This is a genomic window from Pseudomonas marginalis, from assembly GCF_008692035.1.
Taxonomy (GTDB): Bacteria; Pseudomonadota; Gammaproteobacteria; order Pseudomonadales; family Pseudomonadaceae; genus Aquipseudomonas; species Aquipseudomonas marginalis.
The window spans coordinates 2,049,399-2,069,616 of sequence record NZ_VTFG01000001.1; the positions used below are offsets into that span (position 1 = coordinate 2,049,399).

Genomic DNA, 20,218 nt, shown 5'->3' on the forward strand with positions numbered 1-20,218 from the left:
CGCACCGGCGCCGTACTAACAGACATACCCACTCATAAAGTGCTGGACATGCAATTAAGAGACATAACTGAACACACCACTAATAGTTGAACTGTGATAATTCACACGCACAGAACATTCACCCGCAATCATCAAAGCGTCGCAGGAACAGTCACCAGAACGTGCAGAATGATTCAGTCCTTATCCAAAGACTTTTAAACGCAGAAGGCTCCTTGTCTTTCGACAAGGAGCCTTCTGTGAAACATATCAGGCGTTCGACACAGCGCGGTGAAAGGTCAGGCGGCGACCGGAGTATCCATCCCCAACAACCGGCTGACCTGCTCCAGTTCGGTCTCGCGGCGCAAGGCGGTAAACAGCGCGACAGCTTCGGGGTAGTTGCGCGTCAGCATTGCCAGCCACTGCTTCAACCGGCCAGGGGCCTGGCGCTCGGTCAACTGTGCGACCGACTGGGTCCAGAAGTCCTGGAGCATGGGTTGCATTTGCGCCCAGGTCATTTCCACGACGTCTTCGCCTGCACGCGCGGCGGCGATTTGCAGGGCCAGGTCCGGACGCGCCACCAGGCCGCGACCGAGCATGATGTCTTCAACACCACTGATCTCCCGACAGCGCCGCCAGTCTTCGACGCTCCAGATATCGCCGTTGGCGAACACCGGCACCTTGACCACCTCCTGCACACGCGGAATCCATTCCCAGTGGGCGGGCGGCTTGTAGCCATCGGTCTTGGTACGCGCATGCACCACGATATGCGCCGCACCGCCTTCGGCCAGGGCCGTGGCACACACCAGCGCGCCATCCGGGCTGTCGAAGCCCAGGCGCATCTTGGCGGTCACCGGGATATGGGCCGGCACGGCACGGCGCACGTGTTCGACGATCTGGTTGAGCAGCTCCGGCTCCTTGAGCAGCACCGCACCGCCGCGGGACTTATTGACGGTCTTGGCCGGGCAGCCGAAGTTCAGATCGATCACCTCGGAACCCAGCTCGCAGGCCAGGGCGGCGTTTTCCGCCAGGCATACCGGGTCGGAACCGAGCAATTGCACGCGCAACGGCACACCGGCTGCGGTGTGGGCACCATGCAGCAGTTCCGGGGCGAGCTTGTGGAAATACGCCGGGGTGAGCAGGCGGTCGTTGACGCGAATGAACTCGGTCACGCACCAGTCGATACCGCCCACGCGGGTCAACACGTCCCGCAGGATGTTGTCGACCAACCCCTCCATGGGCGCCAAAGCAATTTGCATGGAAAACACTCAACAAAAATCGTGGCGCAGTTTACTGGGTTTCCCGCGGCAACCGTTAACCCCCTGTCAGGGCGGGACCATAACCGTCGAGAAATTCGGCCGGCATGCGCTTGGGCCTGCCGCTGGACAATTCGATGCAGACAAAGGTGGTGTGAGCCCGCAGCAAGGTCGCACCGTCACGCGGGCGTACCAGCTGGAAACGACGAGTCATCTTCAGGCGCTGGTCCCAATCGACGATCCAGGTGGCCAGCTGCAGCTCATCGCCTTCGTAGCCTGCCGCGAGGTAATCGATTTCATGGCGCACCACGGCCATGGCACGGTCCAGGCGGCGGTACTCGGTGAGGTCCAGCCCCAGGCGCTGGGAATGGCGCCAGGCGCAGCGCTCCAGCCAGGACACGTACACCGCATTATTGGCGTGCCCCAGGCCGTCGATGTCTTCAGGGGCGACCTGCAGATCGATGATAAACGGCGTTGCCAAATCCCAGCCCATGCCTTGCTCCAGTCGATTGATGTCGGCGGGAGCAGTGTATCAGGCGGTTTGCCGGTCCTGTAGACGACAGCCGGCCAACAGCGCCAGCACGCCCTCGATCACCCGGGGATCGGCCAGCACTTTCTGGTGCCCGCCTTGCTCCAGGCGCAGCAGGCGGCTGTCGAACCAGGCTTCGTGGATGGCTTGAGACGCCTTGACCGGAACAAAGGTATCGTCTTCGGCGTGCACGATCAGGCCGGGGATATTCATCTGGTAGTGGGCCACATCCAGGTGCTTGAGCGGCATGCCGAACGTCAACTCCACCTCCTGGATAAACGCCGAGCGTGCCCGCGCCGGCAGACCGACCATGGTGGTAAAGCCGCGCAGCACATCCAGGAAGCGCGACGGTGCGGCGATGCTCACCAACGCCTCGGTACGCAGCCCCAACTGCACTGCCAGCATCGCACTGGCGCCGCCCATGGAATGGCCGATCACGGCGTGCAGCGGCGGCAGTTCGGCAGCCGCCTCCAGCATGGCTCGGGCGAACAGCAGCACGTGAGCTTCCCGTCCCGGCGAACGACCATGGGCCGGACCGTCCAGGGCAATCACCGAGTAACCGTTGCCTACCAACGCGGTGATCAAGCTGGCGAACTGGGTTGGCCGGCCTTCCCAGCCGTGCATCAACAACACCGCAGGGCCTTGGCCCCAGCGCAGGGCCGACAGGCCGAAACGCAAGGTGATGCGCTCCGATTGCGCCAGCAGCGGCAGCTCCCAGTCACGTGGCGGCAGGTCGCGTGGCGTCATGAAGGCACGCCGCATCTTGTTGGCCACGGTTTGCGGTGCCAGGTGTCCAACGGTGCCGTTGAAGCGACGAATCCAGGTTAACGCGCCCATCCTCGCACCCTCTTCTAGCGCACAGCCGACTTGGCCGCGCGTAACACTCGGTCCGACAACTCGCCCGGCCCCAGGGCACGCGCCAAGGCCAGCCCGCCGATCATCAACGCCATATCAGCCAAGGCTTTGTCAGTGTCTTCGGGACTCGCGGCAAGCTGGGCCGCCATCAGTTCCACATGCTCGCTCAGCGCCTCGCGGAAGGCGTCCGGCAGCCGCGCCATCTCGCCCACGGTGGCCGGGATCGGGCATGCCTGGACTGTAGAATCGCGGTGCTTGCGTGACAGATAAAACGCCGCCACCAGGCCCCTGCGCTCTTCTCCCGTCAGCTGTGCGTCCATATCGTCGATAGATGCACGCCGCCGCGCCAACAACTGGGTGAACGCCTCCAGCATCAAGGCGTCCTTGCTTTCGAAGTGCGCGTAGAAACCACCGACGGTCAGCCCCGCCGCGCCCATGACTTCGCCCACGCTAGGCTCGGCCGGACCACGCTGGGTCAATGCAGCGCTGGCGGCTTGCAGAATACGTTCGCGGGTTTGCGCTTTTTTATCGCTCATCGTTGCCTCCGACTTTCATGGGTTGAATATTATTACCATAATAATATTTAGCAAGCGACAAGCATGACCACTGGTCAGCAGAGCAAAGGGAATGGGGAGAGAGAATTGGCCAAACGCCAGACAAACAAAAGGGCCATTCAATAATTGAATGACCCTTAAAAATCCCGCAGAGCGGGTAATCGTGGCGTCCCCTAGGGGACTCGAACCCCTGTTACCGCCGTGAAAGGGCGGTGTCCTAGGCCACTAGACGAAGGGGACACAAACCTTCTATACAACTGACCAGGCTGAGACTGGTCGATTCAAGGATGGAGTGGCCAAAACCTTGAACCTGTAAATTGGTGGAGCTAAACGGGATCGAACCGTTGACCTCTTGCATGCCATGCAAGCGCTCTCCCAGCTGAGCTATAGCCCCGGATTTTTCGCCTCGCGGCGCAGCAGACCTTTCGAACTGCTTGTTGAAACTGGCGTCCCCTAGGGGACTCGAACCCCTGTTACCGCCGTGAAAGGGCGGTGTCCTAGGCCACTAGACGAAGGGGACAAAACCTTCTGTACAGCTGACCAGCGCTGAGAGCTGATCGATTCAAGGACGGTGTGGCCAGACCTTGAACCTGTAAATTGGTGGAGCTAAACGGGATCGAACCGTTGACCTCTTGCATGCCATGCAAGCGCTCTCCCAGCTGAGCTATAGCCCCTCATCGGTGAGGACGGGGCGAATCTTAATGGCGGTTTGGAAAGGTGTCAAATTTATTTTCAACATTTTCCAAAATTTTTTGCCGGGATAACAATCACTTACCGACGAAACCCCGGAAAACCTGGGTTTCGTCGCTGCAACGGACTGCTTAAGCGATAGCGCCCAACAGCTTTTCCCACTCTTTGTTTTCTTTCTTCGATACACCACCAAGCAAATCAAGGGCTTGGCGCAGGCGGAAACGGGTCAGGTCCGGGCCGAGAATTTCCATCGCATCCAGCACCGACACCGAACTGGCCTGCCCGGTGATCGCGGCAAACATCAGCGGCATGGCATCGCGCAATTTCAACTCCAGGGATTCCACCACCGCCTGGATCGTCGCAGTGATCGCGTCCTTCTCCCACTGGCGCAGGCTTTCCAGCTTCCACAGGATCAGTTGCATCAACTGGCGAACCTGGTCACCAGAGAGTTTCTTCGATTCGAACAACTTGGCATCCGGGTTAACGCCACCGGCAAAGAAGAAGCTGGCCAACGGTGCGACCTGGCTGAACGTCTCCACCCTGCCCTGCACCAGCGGCGCGATCTTCATCATGTATTCAGGGTTCAGCGCCCATTGCTGCACGCGGCTGGCGAATTCTTCCACCGGCAGATCACGCAGCCACTGGCCATTGAGCCACGAGAGTTTCTCGATATCGAAGATCGGCCCGCCCAGGGACACGCGGGACAGGTCGAAGTTATCGACCATTTCCTGCAGGGAGAACTTCTCGCGCTCGTCCGGCATCGACCAGCCCATGCGCCCCAGGTAGTTGAGCATCGCTTCGGGCATGAAGCCCATGCGCTCGTAAAACGTCACCGAGGTCGGGTTCTTGCGCTTGGACAGCTTGCTCTTGTCCGGGTTACGCAGCAGCGGCATGTAGCACAACTGCGGCTGTTCCCAGCCGAAGTATTCGTAAAGCAGGATCAGCTTCGGCGCCGATGGCAGCCATTCTTCACCGCGCAGTACGTGGGTGATGCCCATCAGGTGGTCGTCGACCACGTTGGCCAGGAAGTACGTCGGCAGGCCGTCGGTCTTCATCAACACCTGCATGTCCATGCGGTCCCACGGGATCTCGACGTCACCGCGCAGCATGTCCGGCACCACGCACACGCCTTCGCTCGGCACCTTCATGCGGATAACGTGAGGTTCACCGGCGGCCAGGCGGGCAGCCACTTCCTCTTTCGACAGCAGCAATGCGCGGCCATCGTAGCGCGGGGTTTCGCCACGGGCCTGTTGCTCGGCGCGCATCTGGTCGAGTTCTTCAGCGGTGCAGAAACATGGGAACGCATGACCCATGTCCACCAATTGCTGGGTGTACTGCTTGTAGATGTCGCTGCGCTCGCTCTGGCGATACGGACCGTGCGGGCCGCCGACGTCCGGGCCTTCGGCCCAGGTAATGCCCAACCAGCGCAGGGCATCGAAAATCTGCTGTTCCGACTCGCGGGTGGAGCGCAGTTGGTCGGTGTCTTCGATCCGCAGGATGAATTCACCGCCGTGCTGCTTGGCAAAGCAGTAGTTGAACAAGGCGATGTAGGCAGTGCCGACGTGGGGATCCCCAGTAGGCGATGGCGCGATGCGCGTGCGGACGGTGGTCATGGCAGGTCTCGAATGGGCGATATAACTGAAATTGAAACAAGGGGCGAATGGTAACAGCCTGGGTGATTTCTGGAAAACCGAGGCGCAGCCATCGGGGGCAAGTCGAATCGTCGCACCGCCCCTCCCACATTTGACGGTGTTCACGAGTCAAAGTGTGGGAGGGGGCTTGCCCCCGATGAGGCCAGCCCAGCCACCGCAGATCAGACAGCCAGCAACCGCTCGCGCAACTTGCCAATCTCATCGCGCGTCTGCGCCGCCGCCTCGAACTCCAGGTCGCGCGCCAACTGGTACATTTTCTCTTCCAACTGGCGAATCCGCTTGGTGATCTCACTCGGCGAGCGCAGTTCGTTTTCGTACTTGGCGCTTTCCTCGGCGGCCTTGGCCATGCCCTTGCGCTTCTTGCTGCGAGAGCCCGGCACGGTGGCGCCTTCCATGATGTCGGCAACGTCCTTGAACACGCCCTTGGGCGTAATGCCGTTTTCCAGGTTGAAGGCTATTTGCTTGTCGCGACGGCGTTGCGTCTCGCCAATCGCCCGCTCCATGGAGCCGGTGATGCGGTCCGCGTAGAGAATCGCCCGGCCATTGAGGTTACGCGCCGCGCGACCGATGGTCTGGATCAGCGAGCGTTCGGAGCGCAGGAAGCCCTCCTTGTCTGCATCGAGGATCGCCACCAGCGACACTTCCGGCATGTCCAGGCCTTCGCGCAGCAGGTTGATGCCCACCAGCACATCAAAGGTGCCCAGGCGCAGGTCGCGGATGATTTCCACGCGCTCCACGGTATCGATGTCCGAGTGCAGGTAGCGCACGCGCACACCGTGGTCGGCGAGGTAGTCGGTCAAGTCTTCGGACATGCGCTTGGTCAGCGTGGTGACCAGCACACGCTCCTCCAGCGCCACGCGCTTGGTGATTTCCGAGAGCAAGTCGTCGACCTGGGTCAGCGCCGGGCGGATTTCGATCTCCGGGTCGACCAGGCCGGTGGGACGCACCAGTTGCTCGATCACACGGCCGGCATGCTCGGCCTCGTAGTTGCCCGGCGTGGCCGACACAAAGATGGTCTGCGGGCTGATGGCTTCCCACTCGTCAAAGCGCATCGGCCGGTTATCCAGTGCCGACGGCAGACGGAAGCCGTACTCCACCAGGGTTTCCTTGCGCGAACGGTCGCCCTTATACATGGCGCCCACTTGCGGCACGCTGACGTGGGATTCGTCGATCACCAGCAGTGCGTCGTCGGGCAGGTAGTCGTAGAGGGTCGGCGGCGGCGCGCCGGACTCACGGCCCGAGAGGTAGCGCGAGTAGTTTTCGATGCCGTTGCAGTAGCCCAGCTCGAGGATCATCTCCAGGTCAAAGCGCGTGCGTTGCTCCAAACGCTGGGCTTCCACCAGCTTGTTGTTGGCGCGCAGGTACTCCAGGCGCTCGGCCAGCTCGACCTTGATGCCCTCGATGGCGCCCATCAGGGTTTCGCGCGGGGTCACGTAGTGGCTTTTCGGATAGAAGGTGAAGCGCGGCAGCTTGCGGATCACCTCGCCGGTCAACGGGTCGAAGGCCGACAGGCTCTCGACTTCATCGTCAAACAGCTCGATGCGAATCGCCTCCAGGTCGGATTCGGCCGGGTAGATGTCGATCACATCGCCACGCACGCGGAAGGTGGCGCGGGCAAAATCCATGTCGTTGCGGGTGTACTGCAGGCTGGTCAGGCGGCGCAGCAGCTCGCGCTGGTCGAGTTTGTCGCCGCGGTCGACGTGCAGCACCATCTTCAAATAGGTTTCCGGGCTGCCCAGGCCATAGATGCACGACACCGTGGTGACGATGATCGCGTCCTTGCGCTCCAGCAGCGCCTTGGTCGCCGACAGCCGCATCTGCTCGATATGGTCGTTGATCGACGCATCCTTCTCGATAAAGGTATCGGAGGACGGTACATACGCTTCGGGCTGGTAGTAGTCGTAGTAGGAAACGAAGTATTCCACCGCGTTGTTCGGGAAGAACGCCTTGAACTCGCCGTACAACTGCGCGGCCAGGGTCTTGTTCGGAGCCAACACCAGCGTGGGGCGGTTGATCTGCGCAATCACGTTGGCGATGCTGAAGGTCTTGCCCGAACCGGTCACTCCGAGCAGCGTCTGGTGCGCCAGGCCGGCCTCGATGCCTTCGACCATCTGGCGAATGGCCTCGGGCTGGTCGCCGGCAGGTTCAAAGCGGGTGACTAGTTGGAAATCCGACATAACGTACCTCTTGAAGTCACCCCAGACTGTAAACCCGTCGGGGACGAAAAAGACCACAACCCGCGAAGTTTCAGAGCGGGTCGTAGGAAAAAACCATGATAGCTGTAGAAGTGGTGGCGAATGTGACGGGTTTCAAGGCAATCGTCCCGTCTGCCGTGGTTGATCAATGTTGCAATAAGACTAACGGTCGGCAAATAAACCGAAAAACTTGGCCGAAAAGCCGTTTCGGTTGTCGCCCTCAGCGGTGATGGCCTCTATACTAGCTCCCCGTTTGTGCACCGCTCTAGTGCATTCGGCTGGAGCGCGACACGTCCCTCCCTTCCCCCATAGAGCTGCCGCAAAATGAGCCTGTTCTCCGCTGTCGAAATGGCACCACGCGATCCAATCCTGGGCCTCAACGAAGCATTCAACGCCGATACACGAACCACCAAGGTCAACCTTGGCGTGGGCGTTTACTGCAACGAGGAGGGGAAGATTCCACTCTTGCGTGCCGTTGCCGAAGCGGAAGCCATTCGCGTGGCGCAACACGCCGCCCGTGGCTACTTGCCGATCGACGGCATCGCGGCCTACGACAAGGCCGTGCAGACCCTGCTGTTCGGCGCTGAATCGCCACTGCTGAACGCTGGCCGCGTCACCACCGTGCAAGCGGTAGGCGGCACCGGCGCCCTGAAGCTGGGTGCAGACTTCCTCAAGCAATTGCTGCCAGGCGCTGTCGTTGCGATCAGCGACCCGAGCTGGGAAAACCACCGCGCCCTGTTCGAAACCGCCGGCTTCCCGGTGCAGAACTACCGCTACTACGACGCCGCCACCCACGACGTGAACCGTGCCGGCCTGCTCGAAGACCTCAACGCCCTGCCGCCCCAGTCCATCGTGGTGCTGCACGCCTGCTGCCATAACCCGACCGGCGTCGACCTGAGCCCGGCCGACTGGCAGAACGTGCTGGACGTGGTCAAGGCCCGGAACCTGGTACCGTTCCTCGACATGGCCTACCAGGGCTTTGGCGACGGCATCCACGAAGACGCCGCTGCCGTGCGCCTGTTTGCCGAATCGGGCCTGACCTTCTTTGTCTCCAGCTCGTTCTCCAAGTCGTTCTCCCTGTACGGCGAGCGTGTGGGCGCGCTGTCCATCGTCGGCGACTCCAAGGAAGAAAGCGCGCGCATCCTGTCCCAGGTCAAGCGCGTGATCCGCACCAACTACTCCAACCCGCCAACCCATGGCGCAGCGATTGTTGCCGCGGTGCTCAACAACCCTGAGCTGCGCGCCCAGTGGGAAGCCGAACTGGCCGAGATGCGCCTGCGCATCCGTGGCATGCGTGAGCAGATGGTTGCCGAGCTGGCCAAGGCTGCGCCGGGCCACGACTTCAGCTTCGTCGGTCGCCAACGCGGGATGTTCTCCTACTCCGGCCTGACCGTTGAGCAAGTCACCCGCCTGCGCAGCGAGTTTGGTATCTACGCGCTGGATACCGGGCGTATCTGCGTGGCGGCGTTGAACCAGTCGAACATTGCTGCGGTAACAAAGGCGATTGTTCAGGTTCTATAAGCCTGACGGCGTCATACGAAGGGGGAAGCCGATGGCTTCCCCCTTTTTATTGGCGAACCCACTAGACTGAACCCTGATTGCCCCTTTGCTGTGAGAGCCCTATGAGAAACGACGACCTGGACCTGCGCGCCGACCGCGACGAATTGCACGACTACACCCCGCGCGCGCCCCAAGCCAAGCGCCAGAAAAGCCTGGTGTTGCAGGTGGCGCTCGGGGTGTTCCTGGGCGGTTTGGCGTTGTGGCTGGTGCAATTGGGCGCGACGGCAATCATGGCCAAGCTGGCCATGGGCACCTTCCAGTTCGGCGGCTAGGCCGACGCCACACCCTGCTCCTCCAGCAACTTCACAAAACTGTTCAAACTCTGCGACACGGTGCCACGGCGCCAGATCAGCCAGGTATGCAGGGTGCGAAAACTGTCCGTCAGCGGCCACACGCTCACCGTGGTAAACCCCGGCATGCTTTCCAGCATGCTGCGTGGCATCAGCGCCAGGCCGGCCCCGGCGCTGACACAGGCGAGCATGCCGTGGTAGGACTCCATCTCGAAGATCCTCCCCGGCACCGCGCCGTCCTGTGCGAACCAGCGCTCGAAATGGTGCCGGTAGGAACAGTTGGAGCGAAAGGTGTAGATGCTCTCCCCGTTCACATCCTGCCCTCGCGTGATCGGCGCGTGGTGCAGCGGCGCAATCACCACCATCTCCTCCTCGAACACCGCCACGCCTTCCAGGGTGGCATGCAATACCGGCCCATCGACGAACGCCGCCGCCAGCCGTCCCGACAATACGCCCTCGATCATCGTGCCTGAAGGCCCGGTGCTCAGGTCCAATTCAACCTTGGTGTGCTTCTGGTTGTAGGCCGCGAGCAGCGCCGGGATGCGCACCGCCGCCGTGCTTTCCAGGGAGCCGAGGGCAAATGCGCCCTGGGGCTCCTCCCCCGCCACCGTCGCGCGGGCTTCCTGCACCAGGTCGAGAATACGCCGCGCATAACCGAGGAAATTCCATCCGGCGGGCGACAGGCGCAGGCGACTCTTCTCGCGGATAAACAACTCCACGCCCAAATCCTGCTCCAGTTGCTTGATGCGCGTGGTCAGGTTCGACGGCACCCGATGAATCAACTGTGCGGCGGCGCTGATGCTGCCTTGCTCGGCAACGGCCTTGAAGATTTCCAGCTGCACCAGGTCCAAGTCATTCTCCAATCGTGAATGTATTGCTTAATATTATTCAGTTTCCAGAAAACATGCATCCCCGTAGGCTGAACCCATTCCACTCTTTCAGCCGGACGGTGCCATGAACGCTATTTCCCACCAGACCCACGCCCTGTCGATCAACCCCGCCACCGGCGAAACCGTCGGCAGCTATCCCTACGAAAACGCCGCGCAACTGGACGCAGCCCTCGACCGCGCCACCGCAGCCTTCCGCACCTGGCGCCGCGAGCCAGTCAGCCAGCGCGCCGAACTGCTGCTGGCCCTGGCCGGCGCACTGCGCGATCAAGCCGAAGAAATGGCGCAGATGATCACCCTGGAAATGGGCAAGCCCATCACCCAGGCCCGCGCCGAAATCGAAAAATGCGCCCAGCTCAGCGAGTGGTATGCCGCCCACGGCCCGGCCATGTTGGCCCCGGAACCCACCCTGGTGGACAACGGCAGCGCCCGGATCGAATACCGCCCGCTGGGCCCGATCCTCGCCGTGATGCCGTGGAACTTCCCGGTATGGCAAGTGCTGCGCGGCGCCGTGCCGACCCTGCTCGCCGGCAATACCTACGTGCTCAAACACGCGCCGAACGTGATGGGCAGCGCCTACCTGATGAAAGCGGCGTTGCAGAAAGCCGGTTTCGCCGAAGGCCTGTTCGAAGTGATCAACGTGACCCAGGACGGCGTCTCCACCGCCATCGCCGACCCGCGCATCGCCGCCGTCACCCTCACCGGCAGCGTACGCGCCGGCATGGCCATCGGCTCCCAGGCCGGCGCCGCGCTGAAGAAATGCGTGCTGGAACTGGGCGGCTCCGACCCGTTCATCGTGCTTAACGACGCCGACCTCGACGCCGCCGTGCAGGCCGCCGTGATCGGCCGCTTCCAGAACAGCGGCCAGGTCTGCGCCGCCGCCAAGCGCCTGATCATCGAAGCCGGCGTGGTGGACGCCTTCACCGCCAAGTTCGTCGAAGCCAGCCGCGCGCTGGTGATGGGCGACCCGACCTCGGCCAGCACCTACGTCGGCCCGATGGCGCGCTTCGACCTGCGCGACGAGCTGCACGGCCAGGTCCAGGCCACCCTGGAAGAAGGCGCCACCCTGCTGCTGGGCGGCCACAAAGTCGCCGGTGCCGCCAACTACTATGAGCCGACCGTACTGGCCGACGTCACCGACCAGATGACTTCGTTCAAGCAGGAACTGTTTGGCCCCGTGGCCTCGATCATCACCGCCCGCGATGCCGACCACGCCGTGGCCCTGGCCAATGACAGCGAGTTCGGCCTCACCGCCAGCCTCTTCACCACCGACCCGGCCAAGGCCCGCGACATCGCCAACCAGCTGGACACCGGCGGGATCTTCATCAATGCGTTCAGCGTGTCCGACCCTCGGGTGGCGTTTGGCGGCGTGAAGAAGAGCGGGTTCGGGCGCGAGTTGTCGCATTTTGGCCTGCGCGAATTCTGCAATGCGCAGACCGTATGGCTGGATCGCAAGTAGCAGCAGTGAACAAATGGCGTTAGCATTCTGTCCACTCGGCTTAACAGCATGTTTTTAGGGTCAGGATCGCACTGTGGAAAAGCTAAATCGCCTTCAAAGCGGAATCGAAGGGCTGGACGCTCTGCTCAAGGGAGGGCTGGTGTCTGGGGCGTCCTACATCATTCAGGGCCGCCCCGGCTCAGGTAAAACCATCCTTGCCAACCAGCTGGGGTTTCATCACGCGCGTAATGGCGGCCGAGTCCTGGTTGCCACGCTGTTGGCGGAATCCCACGACCGCCTTTTCCAGTTCCTCTCTACCCTGAGCTTTTTTGACGCCTCCCGTGTCGGCGCCGAAATCCAGTTTGTCAGCGCCTTCGACACCCTGGAAAACGAAGGCCTCGACGAAGTGGTCAAGCTGCTCAGGCGTGAGATCAGCAGGCAGAGGGCCACCGTCATGGTGGTGGACGGCTTGTTGAACGCGCGTTCCAAGGCCGACTCGCCGATCGACACGAAAAAATTCATTTCCGAACTGCAAGGGCATGCCGCCTTCGCCGGTTGCACGGTGTTGTTCCTCACCAGCTCACGCCTGGATGACGGCAGCCCCGAGCACACCATGGTCGATGGCGTGATCGAAATGGGCGAGGAACTGTTCGGCACCCGTTCCGTGCGCCGTATCCAGTTACGCAAGACCCGCGGCAGCGGCGCGCTCACCGGCCTGCACGAGTGTGAAATCAACGACGACGGCCTGGTGGTGTACCCGCGCCTGGAAAGCCTCTATGGCCGGCCGTCCGCGCCCGACAGCGCCGACCTGACGCGCATCGCCAGCGGTATCGACTCGTTGGACGGCATCCTCGGCGGCGGGCTGCACAGTTCCAGCGTGACCCTGGTCATGGGGCCGTCGGGCATCGGCAAGACCACCCTGGGCCTCAAGTTCCTCTCGGAATCGACGGTAGACGCCCCCGGCCTGCACTTCGGCTTCTACGAAAGCCCTCAGCGCCTGCGGCTCAAAGGCCAATCCCTGGGCATCGATATCCAGAAGATGGAAGACAGCGGCGCACTGACCATCGCCTGGCAGCCCACCACCGAAGGCCTGCTGGACGGGCTGGGGGCGCGATTGCTGCGCCTGGTCGAGGAAAAGGGCATCAAGCGCCTGTTCATCGACAGCTTGAGCGGCATGACCCGCGTCTCCAACAACCCGGCACGTATCACCGATTTCTACAGCGCACTGATGAACGAACTGCGCGCCAGGGGCGTCACGGTCTTCGCCACGTGGGAGATGCATGATCTGTTCGGCGCGGAGGTCACTTCCCCCGCGTCTGAACTGTCGAGCATTGCCGACAACCTCATGCTTATGCGTTTCTTCGAGATTCAGTCTGAACTTAGAAGGACGCTTTCCATTCTTAAGGTCAGAGACAGCTTTTATGACCCCTCATTATTGGAGGTGGTGATCCGTGACCAAGCCGTTGACTTAAGAAAGGTTTCAACAAATGCCCCCTCAGTTGCATCCAATTCAGCGCTGCCTGGTTCAGCTTTTTAAGTCTTTGGGTAGGTTGAATTGACATGGCCACTATCCTGGTCGTCGATGACGAGTACTTGATCGCCGATATCCTTGCCTACGCACTGGAAGATGAGGGGTTCATGGTCGTCACAGCTGGCAATGGGAAAAAGGCGCTGGAGGTGCTGGAGCGAGAACGGCCGTCGCTGATCATCACCGATTTCATGATGCCGGTGATGGACGGTGAGGAGTTCGCCGAAGCGGTGCGCGCGCTGCCGGCCGTCAAGCACCTGCCGATTATCCTGATCAGCGGCGCGCAGGCCCATATCGGCATGCAGCGCTCGGACCTGTTCGATGCGGTGCTGGACAAGCCGTTCGACATCAACAAGCTCATTACCAAGGTGAAGGAACTGCTGGGGTGACCTCAACTGCGGATATGCCGGCGCACACACTGCACCAGCCCATCCAGCGCCTGCGACTTCACCGGCGCGAGCACGCACACCGTATGTTCCTGCTGGCCTTCCTTCACGGTCAGGGTGTAGTGCACCTGGCCCGGATTTCCGGGCTCTGGCGTGGTGCTCTGCGGCAACTGAAAGAAGTTTGAAGCCTCGATCAGTTGCCGCAACTCTTGCTGGTCCGGCTCGGGCAACGTGTTCAACTCCACCGTACGAGGCTTGGTCAAACCCGGAAAAAACGCCGGCCCGCCGCTTTCCTTGATCGAAATTTGCATGGCTGTTCCTCACGTCAGACGTTAATGCCAACCGCTTTCCAGCCCTCCTTGACCGCCTTGTGCTCATCCTTGTTCGCGCCGTAGAGACGACCGGCGATATCGTAGGTTATACGCGCAAAACGTAAAAACCCCGAGTTCGGCCGCAACCGCGCATCGCGCAGCGCGTCATACCAGATACGTCCTGCGCGCTCCCAGGCAAACCCGCCAATCCGGGTCGCCACCTGATAGAACGCATGGTTGGGAATGCCGGAATTGATATGCACCCCACCATTGTCCTCGTAGGTCTGGACAAAATCATCCATATGCCCTGGTTGGGGGTCCTTGCCCAGCAGCTTGTCATCGAACGCGGTGCCGGGGGCCTTCATCGAACGCAGGGCCACGCCTTTGATCTTCTTGGTGAACAACCCTTTGCCGATCAGCCAATCGGCGTCTTCGGCGGTTTGCTTCAACGCATACTGCTTGATCAGTGAGCCGAACACGTCCGAGAGTGACTCGTTCAGCGCGCCGGACTGATTGAAATACATCAACTTGGCCTCGTCCTCGGTGACGCCGTGGGCCAATTCATGGCCAATCACATCGAGGGCCACCGTGAAGCGGTTGAACAACTGCCCATCGCCGTCGCCAAACACCATCTGGGTCGAGTTCCAGAACGCATTGTTATAGTTCTGGCCAAAGTGCACGGTGGCATCCAGCGCTATGCCGGCATCGTCGATGGAGTTGCGGTCGAACACCTCTTCGAAAAAATCGAACGTGGCACCCAAGCCGTCATAGGCTTCGTCCACGGCGGCGTCGCCACTGGCGGGCTGGCCTTCACCGCGGACCAGCTTGCCCGGCAGGCTGTCGGTGCCTTCGGCGCTGTAGATCGAGCGCCGTTTGCCGGCGCCCATGACCAGGGCCATGTGGGCCGGCCCCTTGGCGGGCACTGCGACCATGCGCAGCGAACGGAACGTGCTGTCCTTGGCGCGGGTGCGCAGCGCGATGTCGCGCTGGGCCTTATCACCGTGACGCGCGATCTGGTCGAGCATATACGGTGGGATCAGGCAGAAAATCGGGTTGCGGTGGTGGCGATCACACATTAGCTGGCTCCCTGTTGGCATATGGTGTAGCTCCGGTAACCGTTTGAGGATAGCCCCCCAGGGTTAACCCGTGTCATCAATTGTCATCAATCTATGTTGCAGTCGTGTTTATCCAAGGAGGACTTACCCATGCCAGCCCGCAAAGCCAAAATCGATCTTGCGCACCGCCCACGACTCGCCGATCTGCGCCCTTTGATCGCGACCAATCCCACCCTGATGGAAGCCCGGGCGGCGACGCCCCGTGTCACCGCGGCCAAGGATCTACAGGACCGACAGGGCTACGCCGAGGACTTTCTCAGCAGCTTCGCAGTGCCCTGGCCCACCGCCGCTGAGGCATTGGCGGACGACGTCCAACCGCTGCGCCTGGACTACACGCATTTCTCGGTGACGATGTCCCGTTCCCGACGACTGGCGCTCTACGTGGGCGTCAATATCGATGGCGGGCAGCATGTGGAGATAGTCCGCAGCAACGACACCTGGGCCTACGATGGGCGCCTGCCGATCAGCGCCCAGGTGGGCGAAGAGCTCTATGCCAGCAATGGCCTGGATCGCGGCCACCTGGTACGGCGCCAGGATCCCAACTGGGGCGACGCGGCAAACACCGCCAACCTCGACACCTTCCACTTCACCAACTGCTCGCCGCAGATGAGCGGGTTCAACCAGAAGACCTGGCTGGAACTGGAGGACTACATCCTCAATAACACGCAGCGTTGGAAAGCCCGGGCAACGGTGTTCAGCGGCCCGGTGTTCGCCGACGACGACCGCCTTTACCGTGGTATCAGAATCCCCAAGGCGTTCTGGAAAGTGGTGGCCTACCTCAGCGATGACGGCAAGCCCTCCGCCAGCGCCTACATGATCGACCAAAGCCGCGAGCTGGGTCAGCTCGACCTGATGTTCGGCCAGGTCAGGACCTACCAGCGCAGCGTGATCCAGATCGAACAATTGACCGGTATCCGCTTCGCCAACCTGGCGGACTACGACGGTTTCAGCAACGAAGAGCGCGCCACGGGCACGCGAATTGAAGCGCTGATCCGCGGCCCCGAGGATATTCGTCTCTGACCGGGCGCCCTTCGGGCTGTATCGCCTGGCCCTAATCAACTACCATACCGCGCCGGTTCCCGAACGGGACTAATAGGGAATCCGAAGCGCGGTACACCGCGTCAATCGGAACTGCCCCCGCAACTGTAGGTGCCGAGCCTGCTCCCCACTGCCACTGGACCGCGTCCGGGAAGGCCGGAGCGTGGCGACGACGCATCAGTCAGGAGACCTGCCGGCCCAGTAATCACTAACCGGCGGGGTGTCCGGGAAGGACCTCCTTGCCTGCCCGTTCGGCAGCGTTCGAGGGCGTATTTCCGAACCGTACCTCCCCTGTTTCCACGTACGGTCCACACGGAGATCGCCTCATGCTGCCACGCGTTACCGCCCTGATCAGCGGCCTGGGTTTCTGCGCCCTGGCCCACGCCGCCCCCACGCATTACCCGCTGACCCTGGAAAACTGCGGCAGCACCCTTACTTTCCCGCAGGCGCCCGCGCGCAGCGTGACCATCGGCCAGGCCGCCACCGAAATGCTCTATGCCCTCGGCGTGGCTGACCGCGTGGTAGGCACCTCGCTGTGGTTCAACAGCGTGTTGCCGCAGTTCAAGGCGCAGAACGACCGCATCGAGCGCCTGGCCAACAACGAGCCCAGCTTCGAAGCGGTGATCGCCAAGCGCCCGCAACTGGTGGCCGCCGAGCTGGAATGGGTGGTAGGCCCGCAAGGCGTGGTCGGCACTCGCGAGCAGTTTCACGACCTGAAGATCCCCACCTACCTGCTGCCCTCCGACTGCGAAGGCAAGGACAACCTGGTGGGCGCCGACGGCACGCGGCTGGAGCCGTTCCGTATCGAGACGATCTACAAGAGCATCCGCCAGCTGGCGCAGATTTTCGATGTACAGGATCGCGGCCAACAGTTGAACGATGAGCTCCAGGCGCGCCTGGCCCAATCCGTGGCCACCGTGCAGAGCAAAGGCCTCAAGCAGGCCAGCGCGCTGGTGTGGTTCTCCAGCGCCGAACTGGCCAGCGACCCCTACGTGGCCGGCCACAAGGGCATTCCGGAGTTCATGCTCGAAACCCTCGGTTTGCACAACGTGGTGCAATCCGATGAAGAATGGCCCGCCGTCGGCTGGGAAACCCTCGCCAAGGCCAACCCGACCTTCCTGGTAATCGCCCGCATGGACCGCCGCCGCTACCCCGCCGACGACCATGAAAAGAAACTCGCCTTCCTGCGCAGCGACCCGGTCACGCGCAACATGGACGCGGTGAAAAACAACCGCATCATCATCCTCGACGCTCTCGCGCTGCAGGCCAGCATCCGCATGTTCGACGGCCTTGAACACCTGGCCACGGCCATCGACGGCTACGACCTGCCGCAATGATCCGGACCTTACTCGCCCTGGCGCTATTGCTGATCGCCGTGCTCGCCGGCGTGGCCATCGGCGAAACCGCCATCTCGCCCCAGGTGGTGCTGCAGGTGCTCGCCAACAAACTGTGGGCGGCCGGTTACGTGCTGGACCCCATCGATGAAGGCGTGGTGTGGAACTACCGCCTCACCCGTGCCCTGGTGGCCGCCGCCTGCGGTGCGGGGCTGGCCACCTGCGGGGTGATTTTGCAGTCGTTGCTGCGCAACCCGTTGGCCGATCCGTACCTGCTGGGCATCAGCGCCGGGGCTTCGACCGGCGCGGTGCTGGTGGCGCTGATGGGCGTGGGCGGCGGGCTGATTTCACTGTCGGCCGGCGCCTTTGTCGGCGCGATGGCGGCGTTTGCCCTGGTGATCCTGCTGGCGCGGGCCAGCGGTTCGTCCAGCGGCACCGGGCAGATCATCCTCGCCGGCATCGCCGGCTCGCAGCTGTTCAATGCACTTACCGCGTTCCTGATCACCAAGTCCGCCAGCTCTGAACAGGCGCGCGGCATCATGTTCTGGCTGCTGGGCAACCTCAGCGGCGTGCGCTGGCCGTCGGTGTGGCTGGCGGTGCCGGTGGCGGTCACCGGCCTGGTGGTGTGCCTGTGGCATCGTCGCGCGTTGGATGCGTTCACCTTCGGCACGGATTCGGCCGCGTCCCTGGGCATCCCGGTACGCCGCGTGCAGGTGGTGCTGGTGGGGTGCGCGGCGCTGGTGACGGCGGTGATGGTGTCGATTGTCGGCTCCATCGGCTTTGTCGGCCTGGTGATCCCCCACGCGGTGCGCCTGCTGCTCGGCACCGGGCATTCGCGCCTGCTGCCCGCCAGTGCGCTGGGCGGCGCGTTATTTTTGATTGCGGCCGATGTGTTGTCGCGCACCTTGATCAAAGGCCAGGTGATCCCGGTCGGCGTGGTGACGGCGCTGGTGGGCGCGCCGGTGTTTGCGCTGATCCTGATTGGCCGGAGGAATGCGCGATGAGCGTACTGAGTTGCACCGGCCTGGGCTTCAAGGTGCGTGAGGCGGAATTGCTGCGCGATATCCACCTGGAGGTGCAACTGGGGGAAACCCTGGGGATTGTCGGGCCCAACGGCTCCGGCAAATCCACCCTGCTCAAACTGCTTGCCGGCCTGCGCACACCGGCCAGCGGCGACGTGCGCCTGGGCGGCCAGCGCCTGGGCGACCTGTCCCGCCGCGCCATCGCCCAACAGCTGGCGGTGGTAGAGCAACAGGCCGACACCGACGACGCCATCCGCGTGTTCGACGCCGTGGCGCTGGGCCGTACACCGTGGCTGTCGGCGCTGAGCCCGTGGTCCGGCGACGACGACGCCATCGTGCGCCAGGCCCTGCATGATGTGGACGCCACCCACCTGAGCCACCGCGCCTGGCGCAGCCTCTCCGGCGGCGAGCGCCAACGCGTGCACATCGCCCGCGCCCTGGCGCAACGGCCGCAGATCCTGTTGCTGGACGAGCCGACCAACCACCTGGATATCCAGCATCAACTGGCGATTTTGAAAGGCGTGCAAGGGTTGCCGGTGACCACGCTGATCGCCCTGCATGACCTGAACCAGGCGCTGACCTGCGATCGCCTGGCCGTGCTGGATCGTGGGCGCCTGGTCGCGCTGGGCAAGCCGCTGGAGGTGCTGACGCCACAGCGGCTACAGGAGACCTTCGGAGTGCAGGCGCATTACCTGACGGACCCGTTCGATGGGGCGCAAATACTGCGGTTGCGGTCTAACTGAACAGGACATGTCCACTACACCCGAGACTCTACTGTGGGAGGGGCGGTGGCAGATAGGCTGTTGTGGCGAGCGGGCTTGTCCCGCGTTGGGCTGCGTAGCAGCCCCAGTCAAGAGGAATGCGCTGTATCAGACACTCTGTAGAGACTGGTTTCGGGGCTGCTTCGCAGCCCAACGCGGGACAAGCCCGCTCACCACAGGGAGAACGGCAGATCAGTCACCGTCGCCGGCCTCAACGTCAGCGCGTTCACTCACGCAACTCACACACAGCGCTGCCCTTCATACCGGAGGCATGTACGCTCACGTGGCGCACGGAAAAACCGGGCTTGTCCACGAGCTTCCTCTCTTCCCAGGCCCCACCGCTGGCGACCTGATAACCAATGGCGCCGTCCGCCTGCCAGGTCAGGCGCAACGTATACACACCGCGTTGGTCGGGGGCCCGATGGAAGAAGGTGTCGATGACCGGCTTGGCTTTGTTGAAGGTGCGCAGTTGGAACAAGCGCTGGTCGCTGTCGGTGGGCGTGTAGCTGGAAAGAAACAGGGTGTCGTCCTCGGCAGCGTCCTCGGCCGCCGCAAGAATCACCGACGGCACCCACTTTTCGCCGCGGTCCTGGTTGTCGGTAGTGACCTTGCAGGTCAACTGGCCTGTTCCGGTGACGTTCTGGCGCAGAACGGTTTCATACATCCCATAGGGCACATCGAACGTCAGTGTTTTTTCGGTGACCTGGCCACAGCCTGCCAGCAGATACAGCGCCGATAGACCGATGGCTCCTTGGAGAATCTTCACGTGCTTTCCTTGGCTTGGGGGGAATGTGTGGAGAAAAGAGGGTACCCGGCCTGCTGATAAAAGATAAGGCGGTTG

At 62.3% G+C, this 20,218-nt stretch carries 19 protein-coding genes, 4 tRNA genes and 1 riboswitch; of the genes, 9 read left to right on the forward strand and 14 right to left on the reverse strand.

Features of this window, described 5'->3' with window-relative positions; all coding sequences use genetic code 11:
* Window positions 1-275: 275 nt before the first annotated feature.
* The 10 genes from FX984_RS09475 to uvrB all read right to left on the reverse strand — a co-directional run bounded on the left by FX984_RS09475 (window position 276) and on the right by uvrB (window position 7,689).
* Window positions 276-1,235 (reverse strand): tRNA dihydrouridine synthase, encoded by a 960-nt coding sequence (locus FX984_RS09475; RefSeq protein WP_027604063.1) that lies wholly within the window; start codon window positions 1,233-1,235, stop codon window positions 276-278.
* A gap of 55 nt (window positions 1,236-1,290) precedes the next feature.
* A complete protein-coding gene (locus FX984_RS09480) occupies window positions 1,291-1,725 on the reverse strand; it encodes an acyl-CoA thioesterase (RefSeq protein ID WP_027604062.1) in 435 nt (144 codons plus the stop codon).
* 39 nt (window positions 1,726-1,764) lie between these two features.
* A complete protein-coding gene (locus FX984_RS09485; protein WP_027604061.1) occupies window positions 1,765-2,598 on the reverse strand; it encodes an alpha/beta hydrolase in 834 nt (277 codons plus the stop codon).
* A 14-nt stretch (window positions 2,599-2,612) separates the two neighbouring features.
* Window positions 2,613-3,152, reverse strand: coding sequence for a TetR/AcrR family transcriptional regulator (locus FX984_RS09490; RefSeq protein ID WP_027604060.1), 540 nt, complete (start codon window positions 3,150-3,152; stop codon window positions 2,613-2,615).
* A gap of 182 nt (window positions 3,153-3,334) precedes the next feature.
* Window positions 3,335-3,410 (reverse strand) — tRNA-Glu (locus tag FX984_RS09495).
* Between the two features lie 78 nt (window positions 3,411-3,488).
* Window positions 3,489-3,564: transfer RNA gene (locus tag FX984_RS09500), tRNA-Ala, on the reverse strand.
* Window positions 3,565-3,614: 50 nt separating this feature from the next.
* A tRNA-Glu gene (locus FX984_RS09505) sits at window positions 3,615-3,690 on the reverse strand.
* A 78-nt stretch (window positions 3,691-3,768) separates the two neighbouring features.
* Window positions 3,769-3,844 (reverse strand) — tRNA-Ala (locus FX984_RS09510).
* A gap of 147 nt (window positions 3,845-3,991) precedes the next feature.
* Window positions 3,992-5,473 carry a glutamate--tRNA ligase gene (gene gltX / locus FX984_RS09515; protein ID WP_005789780.1) on the reverse strand — a complete coding sequence of 494 codons (1,482 nt, stop codon included), beginning with the start codon at window positions 5,471-5,473 and terminating at the stop codon, window positions 3,992-3,994.
* A gap of 200 nt (window positions 5,474-5,673) precedes the next feature.
* Window positions 5,674-7,689, reverse strand: coding sequence for an excinuclease ABC subunit UvrB (uvrB, locus tag FX984_RS09520; protein ID WP_027604059.1), 2,016 nt, complete (start codon window positions 7,687-7,689; stop codon window positions 5,674-5,676).
* Window positions 7,690-8,031: 342 nt separating this feature from the next.
* On the opposite strand from uvrB, the gene FX984_RS09525 reads away from it, so the two are divergent.
* Together FX984_RS09525 and FX984_RS09530 are read left to right on the forward strand one after the other, a co-directional pair.
* The gene (locus FX984_RS09525; RefSeq protein WP_027604058.1) at window positions 8,032-9,228 is read left to right on the forward strand and encodes an amino acid aminotransferase; all 1,197 of its coding nucleotides are present in this window, start codon (window positions 8,032-8,034) and stop codon (window positions 9,226-9,228) included.
* Between the two features lie 101 nt (window positions 9,229-9,329).
* Window positions 9,330-9,539, forward strand: a complete 210-nt coding sequence (locus tag FX984_RS09530) for a hypothetical protein (RefSeq protein WP_016970937.1) — start codon at window positions 9,330-9,332, stop codon at window positions 9,537-9,539.
* On the opposite strand, the gene ptrR is transcribed toward FX984_RS09530, so the two are convergent.
* Window positions 9,536-10,408 carry a putrescine utilization regulator PtrR gene (gene ptrR, locus FX984_RS09535; RefSeq protein ID WP_098479026.1) on the reverse strand — a complete coding sequence of 291 codons (873 nt, stop codon included), beginning with the start codon at window positions 10,406-10,408 and terminating at the stop codon, window positions 9,536-9,538. The genes FX984_RS09530 and ptrR overlap by 4 nt on opposite strands.
* Before the next feature lie 103 nt (window positions 10,409-10,511).
* On the opposite strand from ptrR, the gene FX984_RS09540 reads away from it, so the two are divergent.
* The 3 genes from FX984_RS09540 (at window position 10,512) to FX984_RS09550 (ending at window position 13,799) form a co-directional block, all read left to right on the forward strand.
* Window positions 10,512-11,903, forward strand: a complete 1,392-nt coding sequence (locus FX984_RS09540; RefSeq protein WP_146476665.1) for an aldehyde dehydrogenase family protein — start codon at window positions 10,512-10,514, stop codon at window positions 11,901-11,903.
* 73 nt (window positions 11,904-11,976) lie between these two features.
* On the forward strand, window positions 11,977-13,419 hold the full coding sequence (locus FX984_RS09545) for an ATPase domain-containing protein (RefSeq protein WP_027604055.1): 1,443 nt from the start codon (window positions 11,977-11,979) through the stop codon (window positions 13,417-13,419).
* Window positions 13,420-13,442: 23 nt separating this feature from the next.
* Window positions 13,443-13,799: a response regulator gene (locus FX984_RS09550; protein WP_027604054.1), complete on the forward strand. Its 357-nt coding sequence runs from the start codon at window positions 13,443-13,445 to the stop codon at window positions 13,797-13,799.
* A 2-nt stretch (window positions 13,800-13,801) separates the two neighbouring features.
* On the opposite strand, the gene FX984_RS09555 is transcribed toward FX984_RS09550, so the two are convergent.
* Window positions 13,802-14,107, reverse strand: a complete 306-nt coding sequence (locus FX984_RS09555; RefSeq protein ID WP_146476666.1) for a protealysin inhibitor emfourin — start codon at window positions 14,105-14,107, stop codon at window positions 13,802-13,804.
* 14 nt (window positions 14,108-14,121) lie between these two features.
* A complete protein-coding gene (locus tag FX984_RS09560; RefSeq protein WP_146476667.1) occupies window positions 14,122-15,183 on the reverse strand; it encodes a M4 family metallopeptidase in 1,062 nt (353 codons plus the stop codon).
* Between the two features lie 129 nt (window positions 15,184-15,312).
* On the opposite strand from FX984_RS09560, the gene FX984_RS09565 reads away from it, so the two are divergent.
* The 4 genes from FX984_RS09565 (at window position 15,313) to FX984_RS09580 (ending at window position 19,359) form a co-directional block, all read left to right on the forward strand.
* A complete protein-coding gene (locus tag FX984_RS09565; protein WP_092354936.1) occupies window positions 15,313-16,242 on the forward strand; it encodes a DNA/RNA non-specific endonuclease in 930 nt (309 codons plus the stop codon).
* 36 nt (window positions 16,243-16,278) lie between these two features.
* Window positions 16,279-16,472, forward strand: a riboswitch (cobalamin riboswitch).
* Between the two features lie 114 nt (window positions 16,473-16,586).
* Complete coding sequence (locus tag FX984_RS09570; protein ID WP_065940390.1) at window positions 16,587-17,597, forward strand: ABC transporter substrate-binding protein; 1,011 nt, start codon at window positions 16,587-16,589, stop codon at window positions 17,595-17,597.
* Window positions 17,594-18,598 (forward strand): FecCD family ABC transporter permease, encoded by a 1,005-nt coding sequence (locus FX984_RS09575; RefSeq protein WP_027604049.1) that lies wholly within the window; start codon window positions 17,594-17,596, stop codon window positions 18,596-18,598. Before FX984_RS09570 ends, FX984_RS09575 begins: the two co-directional genes overlap by 4 nt.
* Window positions 18,595-19,359 carry an ABC transporter ATP-binding protein gene (locus tag FX984_RS09580; protein ID WP_092354939.1) on the forward strand — a complete coding sequence of 255 codons (765 nt, stop codon included), beginning with the start codon at window positions 18,595-18,597 and terminating at the stop codon, window positions 19,357-19,359. The genes FX984_RS09575 and FX984_RS09580 overlap by 4 nt, the downstream gene beginning before the upstream one ends.
* A gap of 244 nt (window positions 19,360-19,603) precedes the next feature.
* Here FX984_RS09580 and FX984_RS09585 read toward each other — a convergent pair whose 3' ends face one another.
* On the reverse strand, window positions 19,604-20,143 hold the full coding sequence (locus FX984_RS09585) for a hypothetical protein (protein WP_223841618.1): 540 nt from the start codon (window positions 20,141-20,143) through the stop codon (window positions 19,604-19,606).
* Window positions 20,144-20,218 lie beyond the last annotated feature (75 nt).

Excerpts from the sequence above, each read along its gene's own strand:
- FX984_RS09480 (WP_027604062.1), bottom strand. The coding sequence starts at position 1,725 with ATGGGCTGGGATTTGGCAACGCCGTTTATCATCGATCTGCAGGTCGCC.
- FX984_RS09490 (WP_027604060.1), bottom strand. The coding sequence starts at position 3,152 with ATGAGCGATAAAAAAGCGCAAACCCGCGAACGTATTCTGCAAGCCGCC.
- FX984_RS09540 (WP_146476665.1), top strand. The coding sequence starts at position 10,512 with ATGAACGCTATTTCCCACCAGACCCACGCCCTGTCGATCAACCCCGCC.
- FX984_RS09555 (WP_146476666.1), bottom strand. The coding sequence starts at position 14,107 with ATGCAAATTTCGATCAAGGAAAGCGGCGGGCCGGCGTTTTTTCCGGGT.
- FX984_RS09485 (WP_027604061.1), bottom strand. The coding sequence starts at position 2,598 with ATGGGCGCGTTAACCTGGATTCGTCGCTTCAACGGCACCGTTGGACAC.
- uvrB (WP_027604059.1), bottom strand. The coding sequence starts at position 7,689 with ATGTCGGATTTCCAACTAGTCACCCGCTTTGAACCTGCCGGCGACCAG.
- FX984_RS09550 (WP_027604054.1), top strand. The coding sequence starts at position 13,443 with ATGGCCACTATCCTGGTCGTCGATGACGAGTACTTGATCGCCGATATC.
- FX984_RS09565 (WP_092354936.1), top strand. The coding sequence starts at position 15,313 with ATGCCAGCCCGCAAAGCCAAAATCGATCTTGCGCACCGCCCACGACTC.
- FX984_RS09475 (WP_027604063.1), bottom strand. The coding sequence starts at position 1,235 with ATGCAAATTGCTTTGGCGCCCATGGAGGGGTTGGTCGACAACATCCTG.
- FX984_RS09575 (WP_027604049.1), top strand. The coding sequence starts at position 17,594 with ATGATCCGGACCTTACTCGCCCTGGCGCTATTGCTGATCGCCGTGCTC.
- FX984_RS09570 (WP_065940390.1), top strand. The coding sequence starts at position 16,587 with ATGCTGCCACGCGTTACCGCCCTGATCAGCGGCCTGGGTTTCTGCGCC.
- FX984_RS09530 (WP_016970937.1), top strand. The coding sequence starts at position 9,330 with ATGAGAAACGACGACCTGGACCTGCGCGCCGACCGCGACGAATTGCAC.
- FX984_RS09560 (WP_146476667.1), bottom strand. The coding sequence starts at position 15,183 with ATGTGTGATCGCCACCACCGCAACCCGATTTTCTGCCTGATCCCACCG.
- FX984_RS09525 (WP_027604058.1), top strand. The coding sequence starts at position 8,032 with ATGAGCCTGTTCTCCGCTGTCGAAATGGCACCACGCGATCCAATCCTG.
- gltX (WP_005789780.1), bottom strand. The coding sequence starts at position 5,473 with ATGACCACCGTCCGCACGCGCATCGCGCCATCGCCTACTGGGGATCCC.
- FX984_RS09580 (WP_092354939.1), top strand. The coding sequence starts at position 18,595 with ATGAGCGTACTGAGTTGCACCGGCCTGGGCTTCAAGGTGCGTGAGGCG.